Here is a 15,456-nt window from a genome sequence, read left to right as displayed (position 1 = left end):
AGGCTCGATAAAAGTCAGGAGGGACGCAGTTCTGTGATCGCCCGGGCCAAGTGCTCCACCAGACGATTCAGCTCATCGACGCTGTTGTAGTGCGCAATCGACACACGAACCACGCCGCCGTATGGGGTCAGGCCCAACTGTTCGATCAGGCGGCGAGCGTAGAAGTCACCAAAGCGGATGCCCATGCGGTGATTGTCCACCCGACGCACGATGGCTTCCGACTGAATGCCCTCCACCACAAAGCTGATGGTCGGCACGCGATCACCGTCAGTCACGCGGGATTTTCCGATGATTCGTACGCCCGGCGTCTCCCGCAGAAACGCCAGCAGTGTTTCGGCCAACAGGTCTTCCTGGACTTCGAAGGCATCGAACGCCGCCTGCATCAACTGGCGTTCACTGCCGCTGGCGCCAAGGCGTCGACCGATGTCGATCAGGTAATCGCTGATGCCGATGCAGCCGTAGGACAGTTCGTAGTTCAAGTTGCCGGGCTGCAGCTTGTAGGGAATGATTTCCTGACCGATGAAAAAGTGGTTCAGGCTCGGCAGTTCCAGCAATGCTTCCCGCTTGCCCCACAGCACAGCGAAGTGTGGGCCGAAGGTCTTGTAGAAGCTGAACACGTAATAATCGGCGCCGCTGGCTTGCACATCGACCAGCCGATGGGGCGCGTAGGCCACGGCATCGACGCACACCTTGCCGCCCACCGCGTGCACCCGGCGCGCAACCTCGGCGACCGGGTTGACGCTGCCAAGGATGTTCGACGCATGGGTCATGGCCAGGTAGCGTGTTTTGTCGCTGAGCAGTGCGTCCAGATCGCCAAGCTCCAGGTCCATGCTCTGCGGGTTGACCGCCCAGACGCGCAAGGTCGCGCCGCGCTCTTCGCACAGCCGCACCCACGGCCCGATGTTGGCTTCGTGGTCGCAGTTGGTGACGATGATTTCGTCGCCGGGATTGATCGACGGCGCGATGGCGCGGCAGAGGATTTGCAGCAAATGGGTGGTCGAGCCGCCCATTACGCACTCTTCCGGGTAGCGCGCGTTGATCAGTTGCGCGACCGATTCCCGCGCCTGCATGACCCGGGCGCCAGCGTCCACCGACTCGCTGTAGGACGCGCCCAGTTGCACGGCGCTGTTGAGCAAGTAATCAGTGATGCGCTCGGCGACCGGCTTGAGCACGGCCGATCCGCCGGCGTTGTCCAGGTAGGCATAGCCGCTGCTGAGGGCGGGAAACTGGCTGCGTACGTAATCGATGTCCAAGGCATTCAAGGGATGAGCTCCAGAGTCTGATCAGTGATGCAGGATGGCCTGCAAAAACGCGCGGGTTCTCGGCTCTTGCGGGGCCGTGAAGAAATCGTGCGGGTTGTTCTGTTCGATGATTCGGCCGTTCTCCATGAAGATCACCCGGTCGGCGACCTTGCGCGCAAAGCCCATTTCGTGGGTCACGACGACCATGGTCACGCCGTAGCGGGCGAGGTTCTGCATGACGTCCAGCACTTCGCCGACCATCTCCGGGTCGAGTGCCGATGTGGGCTCGTCAAACAGGATCACCCGTGGCTCCATCGCCATGGTCCGGGCGATTGCCACGCGCTGCTGCTGGCCGCCGGACAACTGGCTCGGGTATTTCGCCGCGTGGGCGCCCATGCCGACTTTCTCCAGCAACAGGCGCGCGCGTTCGTTGGCGTCACGGCGAGACATGCCACGCACCCGCACTGGCGCCAGCGCCACATTGGCGAGCACGGTGAGGTGCGGGTACAGATTGAAATTCTGGAAGACCATGCCGACTTCGCAACGGATGCCGGCCAGCTTCGGGCCCGTTTCAACGCGTTGGCTGCCGACGCGGATGTCGCCCTGCTGATATTCCTCCAGCAGATTGATGCAGCGGATCAGTGTCGATTTCCCGGAGCCCGACGGCCCGAGGATGACCACCACTTCGCCTTGATCGACGGTCAGGTTGATGTCGGTCAGGGCCTGGAATGGCCCGTAGAATTTGGCCACGCCTTCCATTTCGATGACGCTGCTCATGCGCTTTTCCTCCCGGCGCCGTTACGCCGCTCGATCCAGCTGACCAGTTGCACCAGCGGCAGAAGCAGCAACAGGTACATGACCGCCGCGCCCACCAGCGGTGTCGGGTTGGCCGCCAGTGCCTGGGCCTGAGTGGCTTGTTTCAGAAGATCGGGCATCGCCACGACCGACGCCAACGCGGTGTCTTTCATGACGTTGATGCAGTTGCTGGTCATCGGCGGCATGACGATGCGCATGGCCTGGGGCAGGATGATGTCGCGCATAGTGTTGAAAAAACTCATGCCCTGGGATGCCGAGGCTTCGAACTGCCCGCGCGGAATGGCCTCGATGCCGGAGCGGAAGATCTCCGCCGAATACGCGCAGGACACCAGCGAAAGCGCCGCAGTCGCTGCCGCAAAGGACGATAGGCGAATGCCCACAAACGGCAGCGCGTAGTAGATCAGCACCAACAGCACCAGCAATGGAATCGAGCGCAGCACGTCGATGTACACCCGCGCCAGAAACCGTACGGGCGCGTACCCATACAACCGCAGCATCGCCAGCACCAGCCCGCCCACCAAGCCGAGAATGATGCTGACCACGCCGAGCATCACCGTCACGCCCAGGCCGCGCAGCATCAGTGGCAGCGCATCGACGAACACGCTCCAGTTGAAGAACGTTTCTAACAACTCCATTGCGATTCCTTGGTGGCGAGCAGTGACGGACGCGGGCGTGAGCAGTCAGGGGTTACTTGAGTACGTCGACCACTTTGACGGTGCTGGACTCCGGATCAGCGTCGGCACCGAACCACTTCTTGTGCAAGTCGGCGATCACGCCTTCTTTTTTCATCGTACTGATGATGTCGTTGACCTGACCGGCCGATGCCCAGCCCTTGGCGTGCATCAACGAGTACTTCTCGCCGGTAGGAATTTTCGCGACGACTTTGTACTGCGGCTTGTCCTTGATGTAGTACAGGACCGCAGGGATGTCGCTGATGTAGCCGTCCATGCGGCCGGACGCGAGGTCGAGCATCGCAGGCGACAGCCCTTCGTAGCGTGAGACTTCCTTGAACTTGTATTCGGCCTGATGGGCGTTGACCCACATGTCGCCGGTGGAACCGGTGTCGACGCCGACCACCTTGCCGTCCATGTCTTTCAGGCCGTTGATGCCGGATTTGGCGAGCACCGACAGGGATTGGTCGCTGTCGTAATACGGCTGGGCGAAGCCGACCGATTCAAGGCGCTTGGGGGTGATGGTGATCGAGGAGATGGCGATGTCAGCGCGCTTGGACTGCACGGCGCTGAACAGGCCGTTGAACGGGATGTTGACGAATTCCACGGACTTGCCGGCGCGTTTGGCGACTTCTTTCACCACATCGACTTCGAAGCCGACGATCTCGCCTTTGGCGTCCTGAAACTCCCACGGCACGTTACCCACGTTGGCGCCGACGGTCCAGTCAGCGGCCCAGGTGGATGCGGAAAAGGCGGTTGCCACGGCCATGCTCAAGAGTACTTTCACATTCATGTCTTGCTCCCCGATTGATCAGTCAGTTCAAGAAGGCCGCCTTACCACAAGAGGGGGCGTTTCGAGGATCAGACTAGGATGACGAATCAAATAATTCAACAAATAAAATAAATGAATTAAATGCTTCAATCAGGTGCGAAAGTTATCCGCATTGGTGCAGCGCGCAAAGTGCACAAGGCTGTGGGGTGTACAGAAAATGATCAGTGATGTGAAAGATGATATGCACCGAAGCGGCGCATGGATTGCTCGCCATGCGTCGGATATCGCCTATTGTGGGAGTGAGCTTGCTCACGAAGACGTCATCCCAGCCACTGAAAATCCAGCAGATGAATCGTCATCTTCGCGAGCAAGCCGGAGCGCCACTCTCGCCCCATACGCCTAAAGCACATAACGCGAAATCGCGACAAAGTGCAGCAGGCTGCCGGCAATCACAAACAGGTGCCAGACCCCATGAAAGTGTCGGACCTTGGTGTCGAGCGCGAAGAAAATGATCCCCACGGTGTAAAACACGCCACCCAGCGCCAGCCAGACGAAGCCGGCCATGCCCAGCGCGGCGATCAGCGGCTTGACCGCGACCAGCACAATCCAGCCCATGACCGCGTAAATGACGATGGACATCACCCGTGCTTCGGAGCGAGGTTTTATTTCCTGAAGGATGCCGATGATCGCCAGCGTCCAGACGATACCGAACAACGTCCAGCCCCAGGTCCCGTGCAGCGTCACCAGACAAAACGGCGTGTAGCTGCCGGCGATGAGCAGATAGATCGAAAAGTGATCAACCTTTTGCATGATCACTTTGGCCCGGCCGCGAACGCTGTGATAGACCGTCGACGCGCTGTACAGCATTACCAGCGCCACGCCGTAGACCGCGACGCTGATGATCTTCCAGATATCCCCGGACATCGTCGCGACAACCAGCATCCACACCGCGCCGATCGTCGCCAGAATCGCCCCCACCAAGTGGGTCCAGGCGTTGAATTTTTCTCCGTAGTACATCCGCAAACTACCTCTCAATTGCATGACACACGCCAAGCGTCCTGCTTCTCAACCGCAATGACAACGCATTGTGTCGTGTTATCGAGAATTTAATGCAGTCAGCAACCGATCTCTTCGGCACAATCGGGCGCTCTCAAAACAAGAATCCGGCGCGGATCCACACGATGCAGATCGACGAAGAGCTCACCCTCAAGAAGCTGGAAATCTTTCTGGCGTTCATGCGCACCGGCAATCTGGCGCGCGCGGCGGCAGAGCTGCAGACGAGCACGGTCAGTGTGCACCGGGCGATTCACTCGCTGGAAAGCGCGTTGCGGTGTCCGCTGTTCAAGCACGAAGGGCGCAACCTCACGCCCCTCGAAGGCGCTTATGTGCTGGAAGAGCGCGCGCAGAAACTGGTGCAGGACGTGCTCGCCACCATTGAACAAACGCGTCAGGCGGCGGGGTTTTCGGCGGCACGTTTCAAACTCGGCGCGCTGTATTCACTGACGGTCAAGACCGTGCCGCAGCTGATCATGGGGCTGAAAATCCGTCGCAGCGAACTCAACATCGACCTGATTCTGGGCTCGAACATCGACCTCTTCTACAAGCTGAAGAACATGGAAGTGGACGCGATTCTGGTGTCGCTCAACGAGAGTGTGAGCGATCCGGATTGTGAGCAACTGCCGCTGTTCTCCGACGATATTTTTCTCGCCACGCCGGCTGACTCACCCTTCGCGCTACAGAGCGAGGTGGACCTGAGCGACCTTCGGGAGGCGACCTTCATTACCCTGACCCAGGGTTTCGCCACCCATCGGGATGGCGCGCGGGTGTTTGAGCAGGCCGGGTTCGAACCGAAGGTCGCCATGCAGGTCAACGACATCTTCACGCTGCTGAGCATGGTCAGCTCGGGTGTGGGTTACGCATTGCTGCCAGGGCGAATCGCCGCCGTCTACGAAAATCGCGTCCGCCTGGTGCCGCTGCAAGCGAGATATCGCATGCAGCAGCACATCGGACTGGTCTTCCTCAAAGCCCGCGAACGCGACCCGAACCTGCTCGCGTTGCTGGCGGAATGCCGGATGTACTCGAACCGGCTGACGCACGCCTGAGCCCGGCTTCAGCTCAATCCACTATCCACTGGGGTTGAGCTTGGTTGCATCCGGGCGAAGAGGCCAGGATATCCGGCCACTTCCTCTGCGGACTGCCAGTAAGCCTTCGCGAGCAAGCTCGCTCCCACAGAGCCGTCCGTCAATTTGATATCTCGGCCGGTTCGCAGGACTTATGGGAGTGAGCTTGCTCACGAAGGCGGCATTTCAGCCGCTGACAATTGGGTGGATGCTCCAACCCCTTCGCGAGCAAGCTCGCTCCCACCGGCAGGCTGTCGGCAGATACATCTGCGGCGTCTTCTGACACCGCGCTTTCTTGCATCAAACACATCCCCTGTGGAAGTGAGCTTGCTCACGAAGGCGGCATTTCAGCCGCTGACAATTGGGTGGATGCTCCAACCCCTTCGCGAGCAAGCTCGCTCCCGCGATTCCGACGCTTGCAGGTAGATCTGCAATCAGGCGCGCAGTGGCAGCATGTTGCTGAACACCGCATGCCAAAGCCTCAGCCCAGAATCCCGCGCACGATGAAGTACAGTAGCGACGGCCCCAGCAGACAACCCAGCCCGGTGTGAAACGTCGCCGTCAGCGCGCCGTAAGGCACCAGCCGCCGATCCGTTGCCGCCAGCCCTGCCGTCACGCCGCTCACGGTGCCGGCCAGACCGCCGAAGACCATCGCGGAACGCGGGTTATCCAGCCCCATCCAGCGCGCGGCCATCGGGGTGCCGACCATCACCAGAATGGCTTTGATCAGACCGGTCGCGATAGACAGCGCCATGACATCCGAGGTCGCGCCCAACGCCGCTCCCGTCACCGGTCCGACGATGTAGGTCACGGCGCCCGCACCAATGGTGGTAATGCTCACCGCGTCGCGATAGCCGAACGCGTACGCCACGCAGCACCCCACAATGAACGGCAGCAAGGTGCCCAGCAGCAGCGAGAACGCGCCAACCCAGCCTGCCTTTTTCGCTTCGGTCGCCTGCACTTCGAAGGCCGTGGCGACGATGGCGAAATCACGCAGCATCGACCCGCCCATCAAGCCGATCCCGGAAAACAACGCCAGATCCGCCAGCCCTTTCTGGCCGCCGGTCATCGTGCCGCCGACCCACGCCAGCACCAGGCCGATGACGATCGCAATGGCCGAACCATGAATGCGCCCGAACGTCAGGCGCTTGGACAGCACCACTGAAATCCACATCACCACGCCCACGACCGCAAACGCGGTGACCAGGCCCTGACTGATCAGGTCTTTCTGAATGAGCTCCCACATATCAGCGGCCTCCTGCTGGCGAAACAGTCGGCGCGATCACCGGCAGCGGATGCGCGAGTTCGTCTTCTTTGGGCAGTGGCTCGCCCTTGTTGATGCGACTGATGACCGCAATCGTGCAGCCGCAGACCACCACCGACACCACCGCCGCGATGACCGCGATCGGCCCGCCCTTGAGCGCCGTCACGACGTTTTGCTGAGCGGCCATGGCCACGACGACCGGGATGTACATGGCGCCCCAGAAGCCGACGCCCATTTCGCAGCCTTCGCTCATGCCGCCACGCTTTTGCATGAACAGCCGCGCGCAGATCAGCAGGATCATCGCGATCCCCACGCCGCCCACGTTGGATTTTACGCCCAGCAGCACGCCGAGCAGATCACCGAGAATCACCCCTGCGAGGGTGCAGATTGCGAGTAACGCCACGCCATAAATCACCATTGTTCTTATCCTCAAATTGCATCGTCGAAGTTGTTGTTTTTGTGTTCCTTCGAAAGCAGCAGTCGGTTTATGAGTGGCGGCGTTCCTCCTCTCGCGACAGCGCGCTGAGCGTGTCCAGCCGGGCGCCCTGAAAGGCGACGACCGATCCTTGTTCGAAAACGCGACGCGCCAGGCCTGTCAGCACGGTGCCTGGCGGCAACTCGATGTGCAGCCGCGCACCTCGCTCGTAGGCGGTTTGCACCGTGCTGCGCCAGTCGATCACCCGGCACATGTTGAACGCCAGATCGTCACGGACCTTGTCGGCACTGAGCATCGGCCGCGCGGTGCTGCCGCTGAGGTATTTCAGCGTCGGCGCTTTCACGGAAACTCGTGCGAATGCATCGGCAAGGGCGCGTGCCGGTTCGGCCAGCAGTTCGCAATGGGACGGCACGCTGACCGCCAGCCGCTTGGCCGCCGCAGCGCCCTGCTCTTTTGCGAGCGCAGCGACGGCCGTCATGGCTTCGTCTCGGCCAGCAATAACGAACTGGGTATCAGCGTTGATGTTGGCCAGATAGACCGGCGTCTCAACGCTGTGAATGCGTGCGATCAGGCTTTCGACCGTAGGTTGGTCCAGCCCGATCAGCGCGGTCATGCCGTAGCCCTGTGGATAAGCGCTTTGCATCAGCTCACCCCGCAGCGCCACCAGACGCACCGCATCTGAAAAATCCAGAGCCTCCGCGATCACTGCCGCTGGATAAGCACCGATGGACAAACCTGCGACCATGTCGGGGGTGTTCCCATCGGCCATCAGCACCCGGGCGCACGCGACGCCCGCGATTAACAGGCACAGCTGAACAGCTCGCGTCGATTGCAGGGAGGCGGCCGTATCCAGCGTCAGGACGTCCTCGCTCAATGCAGCGCTCGCTTCTGCCAGACACTGTTCAACCAAGGGGTGCTCCGGCAGCCCATGGAGCATGCCCGGCTGTTGCGCGCCCTGGCCGGGAAACGCCCAGAAACTGCTCATGCCGCAACCGCCTGCGCCAGCCATGGGTTCTCCACAAGCCGCGCGCCGTCTTCGGCTTTGAGCAGCACCTGGCGAGACGATCCTGCCCACTCGCGCAGCGCCACGGCACCAAACGGGGTTTGCATCTGAAGGTCGATGCGGCAGACCGCACCGGCAAGCTGCTCGACCAAACGCGCGGCGTGCTGGCGATCAAGAAGATCCGGGGTACGCAGAATGAGATCCAGGTCGCTGTCCGCGTGCAGCACCGGCACGCCACTGGCCAGTTCGAAACCGGCGCCACCCGCCACTCCCCAGGGCAGGCCGAGCGCATTCATCACGGGACGGATCTGTTGCAAGGCGCGCAACGCCGGCCAATCAGCGTGAGGCGTCATGGCGATCAACGCTTCAGGCCGCACGCGCCGTTGCACTTCGTCGAGCTTCATGTGGGTGGCGTAGCGCTGATCTCGCGACTGACCCCTTATGCCCACCGCCACCAGGCCTGCCGCGACACGGGCGCGGCGCACCACCACCGGGTGACCCAGGCCAACGATCTCACACGCCCACGCTGGTGCGTCGATCGGCAACGCAGCCGCCGACAAACCCCACAACAAATCGTGGGGCAGCACCGGCTGCAAAGTGCTCATCACCACTGCGCCCGCAACAGCTCGCGGACTTTCGACGATGCCTCACGATTCGGCGCGCCGAGGCGTGAACTCAGGTTATTGGCGCCGGCCAGGGTGTCTTTGATCGCTGCAATCAAACAGTCCTGAACCCGCGTGAGATCCGATGCAGTGGGCTGCTCGATCTGACTGACCGACAGGGTTTCCCAGAGCAAACCAAGGCTGGCATAGCTGTCGATGTCATAGGCCATCGGCGGCACACTGGCAGCGAGTTTTTCCAGTTCTTCGACGCTGCGCAGTGTCACCCGCGCCGCCGAAGCCTTGCCCATCGCGTGAACCATCACACCCGGATCGCGCAGGGCAATCAGCCGATTGGCCTGATAGCCGTGGGCGAGAAACGCACCCGACATCGCCTTGCCCACCAATAGCCCAATCACCGTATGCCCGGCCAGACGCGCCCGAGCATAGGCATCGACCGCGCCGGCCAGTGCCTGGTGAATGCCCAGCGCTTCTTCGCGGCGGCCATAGGCCTGACTCGGCACGTCGATGATGGCGATCAATGTCCGCTTGTTGTCGCTGTCCTGATCCAGCTCGATCGCGGTATCCACGGCCTGGGCCAGACCCCATCCTTCGAGCAGTCCGACTTCGCCGTTCTGTGCGCGGGGAAAGCGGTTAGCTGGATCGGCGACCACCGCCAGGAATCGCGCCGGGCGATCACCCAGCGTGCCATCAGCCGCTTTCACCGACGCCGGCAGCCCCGCCAGTGCAGCGGCGTTGGCGGCCAGCGCGTTAAACCAGTTCAATCCACGAAGCGAGTAAGCACTCATGACCGGTCTCCTTGATAGGCAGTGCGCACCGCAGCAGGCTCAATCTGCTGGCCGGTGTCGACCTGGGACAGACGCTCGAGAAACCAGGCGTATCGACTGCTGCGCTCCTGCTCAGGCTTGCCTTTGTGCAACAACCCTTGCACCTGTTGCTGAATGGCGCTGATGTCGTCGGCGACAAAGGCGTCCACCAGACCGCTGGCAAAACGTTGCTCGCCCCCGGTCAGGCTCCAAATGAAAGGCCTGTCGCGTGAATCGTATTCTTCGATGCCGGCTTCCTGCTCGATGACTTGCGGGCCGTTCAGGCCGAGACGCGCTTCCTGAGTGACGACCAGATAACTGCACAAGCCCGCCGCAATCGACATGCCGCCGAAGCAGCCGACGCTGCCCGCCACCACGCCAATCACTGGCTGATAACGACGCAGATCAACGATCGCCGCGTGAATGTCGGCGATGGCCGCCAGCCCGAGATTGGCTTCCTGCAAGCGCACGCCTCCGGTTTCCAGCAACAGAACGGCTGCCGTGGGAATGCCCTTTCGGTTGTCCTCAGCGGCCAGTTCCAGAGCGCCGGCCATTTTGGCGCCGCCGACTTCGCCCATGCTGCCGCCTTGAAAGCCGCCTTCGATGGCACAGATCACCACCGGCTTGCCCTCGATCGTGCCCTTGGCGATCACTACGCCGTCGTCGGCTTGTGGCACGACGCCTTGCTTGGCCAGCCAAGGGGATACGAGGCGCTCGAAGGGATCGATCAGCTCGCGAAAACTGCCGTCATCCAGCAGTGCGCGGGCGCGTTGCCGGGCGCCGAGCTCGACAAAACTGTGCTGCTGCAGAAGCCGTGTGCTGTCAGTCATGACCGACCTCCTCGAAACCTTGCTCCAGGCGCAGCCGAACCACGCCCGGTGTCGCGCCAAAATCGTGGATGTCGATGCTCATGGCCGGTGGCGTCTGGCCGTCGAACATCCGCTGAAAAAGGTTTTCCCAACGCGCCGAACTGCCGTTGACCGACGTCAGCACCTGGATCGTCAGCTTGCCCGGCTGGCCCGGTTCAAGCAGCACTTCCAGATCACCTGAACCGACACAACCCACCAGAGCGCGACCCCGTGGCGGCTGCCCGGCAGGGAATTCAAAAGACAGGGTTTCCATGATCAGACGTTCCTCGTTGCATCGCCGAGCGCAGGCTCCAGGCGATCAATAAACAGGCAAGCGGCGAGCAAGTCGGCAGCGCCGCCGGGAGAAGCGTTCAGGCTCAGCAGTTGCTGATCGAGCTGGTTCAGCGCGCGACGACCGCTGAGGGTCGCGCTGCCACCGGCGTCCAGCACCCGCTGCGCGCCGTGTTGCATGGCATGCAGGCCTTCTTCACCCGCGCGGTACAGCACGCAGGTATCGGACAGCGTGGTCATGATCGCCAGCAGCGCATCGAGTCGCGCGTTCTGCTCGCCATGCCCGGCGGCGCGGCTGCAGATAAGTTGCGGCAAGCCGGTTTGAGTGACGGCAGGGAAACCTGCTTGCGCTTGTTCTCGGGCACCCATTGCGCCGTATTTTTGCGCAACGGTTTGGCCGTGACTCTGGCTTTTGCTGGCGGTTTGATGACGGTCTTCGATCAGTGCCAGACGGCCCGCGCGTTGGCACAGCCCTTCCGGGGAAAGGTCATCGGGATTCAGCGCAGCAGCAGTGACCAGCAACCCCAGAGCCCAGATCGCGCCACGGTGCGTGTTCACTCCGTTGGTGGTGCGCATCATCGCGGCTTCACCTTCGCGACCGAGTCGGCCAATGGTTTCTCGCAGCGCCGGGTTGATCTCACTCATGGCAACGGCGGCTTCGGCCATCTGCTTGAATGCAGGCCACAGCGACAGCGCAGACGCGTGCATCAGCCCCAAGTGCAAATCCGTATGGGCGCCACTGCTGCGACGATCAACCAGCGCCGGTTTCGGCGACAGGTCGGCCTCGTCGATCAGTGCATCTACCGCCAGATCGGCCAGGCGCTCTGCCAGTGACGCAGGGTTCGGCGTTGCATCAAAGGCATCGAAAGCTACGTTGAATGCGCGCATCACCAGCTCCTGAATTTCGCAGGCGGGTTGTACAAACCGCCGGACCACTCCACCAGCTCGGCGATGCTCTTGGCGGCGAGCAGTTCGCGGCTAGCGTCGGTGCGGCGAATGCCCAAATCCTCAGGCAGCGCGATCAGCCCTTCACGGCGCATGCGGGCGGTGTCTTTCGGGTTGTGACGCAGGCCGATGGAGGTCACGCCCGCAACGGCGGCAATCATGGCCTGACGCTCCTCCAGGGTGCGCGCCTTGTATAGATAGGCGATGCCTTCTTCGGTCAGCAGATGGGTCACGTCGTCGCCGTAGATCATGATCGGCGCCAGCGGCATCCCGCTCTTTTTTGCGACTTCGACGGCGTCCAGGGTCTCGACGAAGGTGGGTTTGCCGCCCTCCTGGAAGGTCTCGACCATCTGCACGACAAGCTTCTTGCCGCGCTCAAGATAGGCGTCTGGCCCGTCACCGCTCTGCTGACGCATGTCCAGCCAGGCGGGCGTGGCGTGACGCCGGCCGCGCGGGTCGTGGCCCATGTTCGGTGCGCCACCGAAGCCGGCAAGGCGCCCGCGCGTAACGGTCGAGGAATGGCCGTCGCCGTCGACTTGCAGCGTGGCGCCAATGAACAGGTCAACGGCGTATTGCCCGGCCAGCTGGCACATCATCCGGTTGGAACGCATGGAACCATCGTGGCCGGTGAAGAACACGTCGGGCCGCGCGGCAATGTAGTTTTCCATGCCCAGTTCGGTGCCGAAGCAATGCACGCTTTCGACCCAGCCGCTTTCGATGGCAGGGATCAGCGTCGGGTGCGGGTTGAGTGTCCAGTTGCGGCAGATCTTGCCCTTCAGGCCCAAGGATTCGCCGTAGGTCGGCAGGATCAGTTCGATGGCGGCGGTGTTGAAGCCGATGCCATGGTTGAGGGACTGAACGTTGTGTTTTTCGTAGATCCCGCGAATCGCCATCATCGCCATCAGCACGTGCACTGGCTTGATGTGGCGCGGGTCACGGGTGAACAGCGGCTCGATGTAGAACGGCTTGTCGGCGACGACCACGAAGTCGACCCAAGACGCCGGGATGTCCACGCGCGGCAGGTCGCTGACGTCATCCACCAACTGGTTGACCTGCACGATAACGATGCCGTCGCTGAAGGCGGCCGGTTCGATCAGGGCGGGCGTGTCTTCGGTGCTGGCGCCGGTGTAGATGTTGCCAGCGCGGTCAGCCATGAAGCCGGCCGAGAGTACAACGTTGGGAATCAGGTCAACCAGCAGACGGGAATACAGCTCGATGTAGGTATGAATCGCGCCGATTTCCAGCAGGCCGTCTTCCAGCAGCTGGCTGATGCGCAGGCTTTGGGTGCCGGCGAAGGAGAAGTCCAGCTTACGGGCGATGCCGCGTTCGAACAGGTCCAAATGCTCGGCCCGGCCCACGCTGGGCATGATCATGTGCAGATCGTGAAGCTTCCCGGGATCGGCCTTGACCAGTGAGCGGGACAGGAAATCCGCCTGCTTCTGGTTATTGCCTTCAAGCACCACGCGATCGCCCGGCGCAATCAGCGCCTCAAGCGCCGCGACAATCTTGTCGGTGGGCAGTACAACGCCATCGGCGAAGGAACGCACCAGGTCGAGCCGTCGCAGCTTTTCAGTGCGACGACGCGACCAGCGCGGGTCAAGTTTCGTTGTTGTGGTCATGCTGACTCCACGAGTTCGCTGTCGTGGGGCAGATTAGGAGGGGTTGAGGTGCGGCATCAATCAAGTAACTGGCGGGATCGTTACGCTGAGAGTAATGATCAGATCTGCCAATTGATCTGGTAGCGGGTGCTGCGCCCGCCGCCCGGGAGCTTCGCCAGACAACCTTTTTCCAGCAGGTCCTGAAGATGCCGGGTGGCGGTGGCTTTACTGACTTTGGCGACCGCCTGGTATTGAGCGGCGCTGATGCCACCGGTAAAACCTGCGTCCGGCTTCTCCGACAGCAGGTCGCCATTCAGCAAACGGTTGAGCACTTTGATTTGCTCGGGAGATAGCCCGTCATCTCGATGGGCTTGCCAGAATCTCGCCTTCGCCAAAACCCGGTTGATGCGCTGGATGGCCTGCTCAAACGTATGGAGCAGCGTCTGCAAAAACCAAACGAGCCATTCGGTGATGTTCAGGCCTCCACGCTGAGTCGCTTCCAGAATCCGATAGTAGTCCTGACGGCGGGCGAGGATGCTGGCGGACATGGCGTAAAAGCGTATGGCCTGGTGTTCGCCCTGGGCCATTGCCAGATCAGTGATTGCGCGGGTCAAACGTCCATTGCCATCGTCGAACGGGTGCAGCGTCACGAACCAGAAATGCGCGATGCCCGCGCGGATCAGCGGGTCCAGGGTTGGATCGACGCGGCTGCTGTTGAACCAGTAAAAGAAGTCATCAAGCTTTTGCTCCAGGCCTTCGCGCGCAGGCGCCTCGAAGTGCACCACGGGCCGGTCGATGCGACCGGACACGACCTGCATGGGCTCAGGCCCTCTGAGCGCCCCGACCTGGATGGGGTATGCCGTCAACGCGCTCGGCTCGGGGAACAACAACTGATGCCAGCGCATCAGCCGTTTAGACGTCAACGGCATGTCGTATTGTTGGGTGGCATCCAGCATCAGCTCCGCCAGACCTTCACTGCGCGCCGTCACGCGTTCATCGCTGGCGAGCCCGAGCCGTTTTGCCAGCGAGGAGCGCACCGACTCCACGTTGAGTTGCTCACCCTCAATGGCCGATGAGGTGATGAGGTTCTGCAGCAAAGCGTCCAGTTCACGCTCGACATTCGCGGCGGCGCCTGAAGCGCCAATCATCCCCAATAGCTGACCCTGCGCCTGGGTGCAGGCCCGCAACAGCGGCGCCAACGGCTCCACATCCCAGGAAAAGGAAGGCCAATTGGGGTGTTGCCAAATCCATTGTGTTGACTGTTTCACTGGACGCCTCGGAAGAGCGTGAGCCGATTAGCAACCTTATTCGGCTCACTGCATGAGCCGAATATGCATTTTATTCGGCTCGTCGTCTAGGAGGGATTTGGGAGGAAAGCGATATATATGTACCGCAATTGATCCTTCTCGACTGATTAAACTGTCCACTTCACAAACCTGAAATCCGAGCGCGACGTCGCAGTTACCTGAATTGCCTTTTCCGAACCAGACTCCTACCTTTGAAGGCGATATGTATGCCTTCCAAGCGCCTGGAAATCTCATGTCATCGACTGTCCTGTCATTTCAAGCCGATGAAGAAACAGTACAAACGCTCGATCAGCTGGCCGGCGCCACTGGGCGTAATCGGCAATACCATTTACAGAGGGCACTGAGCCGTTACCTGGAAGCCGAGATGGGCCAGATGCAGGCTATTTCGGACGGTATAGCGGATGCCAACGCAGGAAACCTTACCGATATCGAATCTGTAAAAGCGAAATACTTCAGCCTGATATGAGCCGGCTTCCGCAGGCAGTTCTTGGATGCTCCAGACAGAAACAAGTTGAGCATGCTGGAGATCAAATTGTGGGAGCGAGCTTGCTCGCGAAAGGGTCGGGACGGTCGCCGAATCTCCAGCAGCTGAAATACAATCTTCGTGAGCAAGCTCACTCCCACAAGGGCTGTGTCCGCCATGCAATCTGCGGCGGCTGGCATGCATTGGTGGGAGCGAGCTTGCTCGCGAAGATGTCGGTACATCCACCAAATCTTC

Annotated in this window: 17 protein-coding genes; 2 read left to right on the top strand and 15 right to left on the bottom strand. The window is 61.3% G+C overall.

The window, feature by feature from the left end; translation table 11 throughout:
* Window positions 1-14 precede the first annotated feature (14 nt).
* From AC3ISG_RS01335 to trhA, 5 genes are all read right to left on the bottom strand, one after another.
* Entirely contained in the window at window positions 15-1,262 is a 1,248-nt protein-coding gene (locus tag AC3ISG_RS01335) for a cysteine desulfurase-like protein (protein ID WP_489298356.1), read from the bottom strand.
* A gap of 21 nt (window positions 1,263-1,283) precedes the next feature.
* Window positions 1,284-2,018: an amino acid ABC transporter ATP-binding protein gene (locus tag AC3ISG_RS01330; protein WP_489298355.1), complete on the bottom strand. Its 735-nt coding sequence runs from the start codon at window positions 2,016-2,018 to the stop codon at window positions 1,284-1,286.
* The gene (locus tag AC3ISG_RS01325; RefSeq protein ID WP_191944630.1) at window positions 2,015-2,692 is read right to left on the bottom strand and encodes an amino acid ABC transporter permease; all 678 of its coding nucleotides are present in this window, start codon (window positions 2,690-2,692) and stop codon (window positions 2,015-2,017) included. Before AC3ISG_RS01325 ends, AC3ISG_RS01330 begins: the two co-directional genes overlap by 4 nt.
* Window positions 2,693-2,744: 52 nt before the next feature.
* Entirely contained in the window at window positions 2,745-3,521 is a 777-nt protein-coding gene (locus AC3ISG_RS01320; protein WP_122536423.1) for a transporter substrate-binding domain-containing protein, read from the bottom strand.
* 378 nt (window positions 3,522-3,899) lie between these two features.
* The gene (gene trhA / locus AC3ISG_RS01315) at window positions 3,900-4,517 is read right to left on the bottom strand and encodes a PAQR family membrane homeostasis protein TrhA (protein WP_489298354.1); all 618 of its coding nucleotides are present in this window, start codon (window positions 4,515-4,517) and stop codon (window positions 3,900-3,902) included.
* Window positions 4,518-4,681: 164 nt separating this feature from the next.
* On the opposite strand from trhA, the gene AC3ISG_RS01310 reads away from it, so the two are divergent.
* A complete protein-coding gene (locus tag AC3ISG_RS01310; protein WP_122624553.1) occupies window positions 4,682-5,602 on the top strand; it encodes a LysR family transcriptional regulator in 921 nt (306 codons plus the stop codon).
* A gap of 499 nt (window positions 5,603-6,101) precedes the next feature.
* On the opposite strand, the gene madM is transcribed toward AC3ISG_RS01310, so the two are convergent.
* The 10 genes from madM to AC3ISG_RS01260 all read right to left on the bottom strand — a co-directional run bounded on the left by madM (window position 6,102) and on the right by AC3ISG_RS01260 (window position 14,699).
* On the bottom strand, window positions 6,102-6,866 hold the full coding sequence (gene madM / locus AC3ISG_RS01305; RefSeq protein WP_037018905.1) for a malonate transporter subunit MadM: 765 nt from the start codon (window positions 6,864-6,866) through the stop codon (window positions 6,102-6,104).
* A 1-nt stretch (window position 6,867) separates the two neighbouring features.
* Window positions 6,868-7,302, bottom strand: coding sequence for a malonate transporter subunit MadL (gene madL / locus AC3ISG_RS01300; RefSeq protein ID WP_192172962.1), 435 nt, complete (start codon window positions 7,300-7,302; stop codon window positions 6,868-6,870).
* 67 nt (window positions 7,303-7,369) lie between these two features.
* A complete protein-coding gene (gene mdcH / locus AC3ISG_RS01295; protein WP_282368576.1) occupies window positions 7,370-8,305 on the bottom strand; it encodes a malonate decarboxylase subunit epsilon in 936 nt (311 codons plus the stop codon).
* Window positions 8,302-8,934 (bottom strand): malonate decarboxylase holo-ACP synthase, encoded by a 633-nt coding sequence (locus AC3ISG_RS01290; protein ID WP_489298353.1) that lies wholly within the window; start codon window positions 8,932-8,934, stop codon window positions 8,302-8,304. The genes mdcH and AC3ISG_RS01290 overlap by 4 nt, the downstream gene beginning before the upstream one ends.
* Complete coding sequence (gene mdcE, locus AC3ISG_RS01285) at window positions 8,928-9,731, bottom strand: biotin-independent malonate decarboxylase subunit gamma (protein ID WP_489298352.1); 804 nt, start codon at window positions 9,729-9,731, stop codon at window positions 8,928-8,930. Before mdcE ends, AC3ISG_RS01290 begins: the two co-directional genes overlap by 7 nt.
* A complete protein-coding gene (locus AC3ISG_RS01280; protein WP_489298351.1) occupies window positions 9,728-10,579 on the bottom strand; it encodes a biotin-independent malonate decarboxylase subunit beta in 852 nt (283 codons plus the stop codon). Before AC3ISG_RS01280 ends, mdcE begins: the two co-directional genes overlap by 4 nt.
* The gene (locus AC3ISG_RS01275; protein WP_133775589.1) at window positions 10,572-10,871 is read right to left on the bottom strand and encodes a malonate decarboxylase subunit delta; all 300 of its coding nucleotides are present in this window, start codon (window positions 10,869-10,871) and stop codon (window positions 10,572-10,574) included. Before AC3ISG_RS01275 ends, AC3ISG_RS01280 begins: the two co-directional genes overlap by 8 nt.
* Window positions 10,872-10,873: 2 nt before the next feature.
* On the bottom strand, window positions 10,874-11,776 hold the full coding sequence (locus tag AC3ISG_RS01270) for a triphosphoribosyl-dephospho-CoA synthase (protein ID WP_489298350.1): 903 nt from the start codon (window positions 11,774-11,776) through the stop codon (window positions 10,874-10,876).
* Window positions 11,776-13,452 (bottom strand): malonate decarboxylase subunit alpha, encoded by a 1,677-nt coding sequence (gene mdcA, locus AC3ISG_RS01265; protein WP_272633609.1) that lies wholly within the window; start codon window positions 13,450-13,452, stop codon window positions 11,776-11,778. Before mdcA ends, AC3ISG_RS01270 begins: the two co-directional genes overlap by 1 nt.
* A gap of 98 nt (window positions 13,453-13,550) precedes the next feature.
* A complete protein-coding gene (locus tag AC3ISG_RS01260; protein ID WP_489298349.1) occupies window positions 13,551-14,699 on the bottom strand; it encodes a Fic family protein in 1,149 nt (382 codons plus the stop codon).
* A 271-nt stretch (window positions 14,700-14,970) separates the two neighbouring features.
* Here AC3ISG_RS01260 and AC3ISG_RS01255 point away from each other — a divergent pair, with 271 nt between their 5' ends.
* Window positions 14,971-15,204: a CopG family ribbon-helix-helix protein gene (locus AC3ISG_RS01255; RefSeq protein WP_272633663.1), complete on the top strand. Its 234-nt coding sequence runs from the start codon at window positions 14,971-14,973 to the stop codon at window positions 15,202-15,204.
* Window positions 15,205-15,456 lie beyond the last annotated feature (252 nt).

The organism is Pseudomonas sp. GL_135 (genome assembly GCF_057834665.1).
This window is presented reverse-complemented; position numbering and strand designations above follow the sequence as displayed.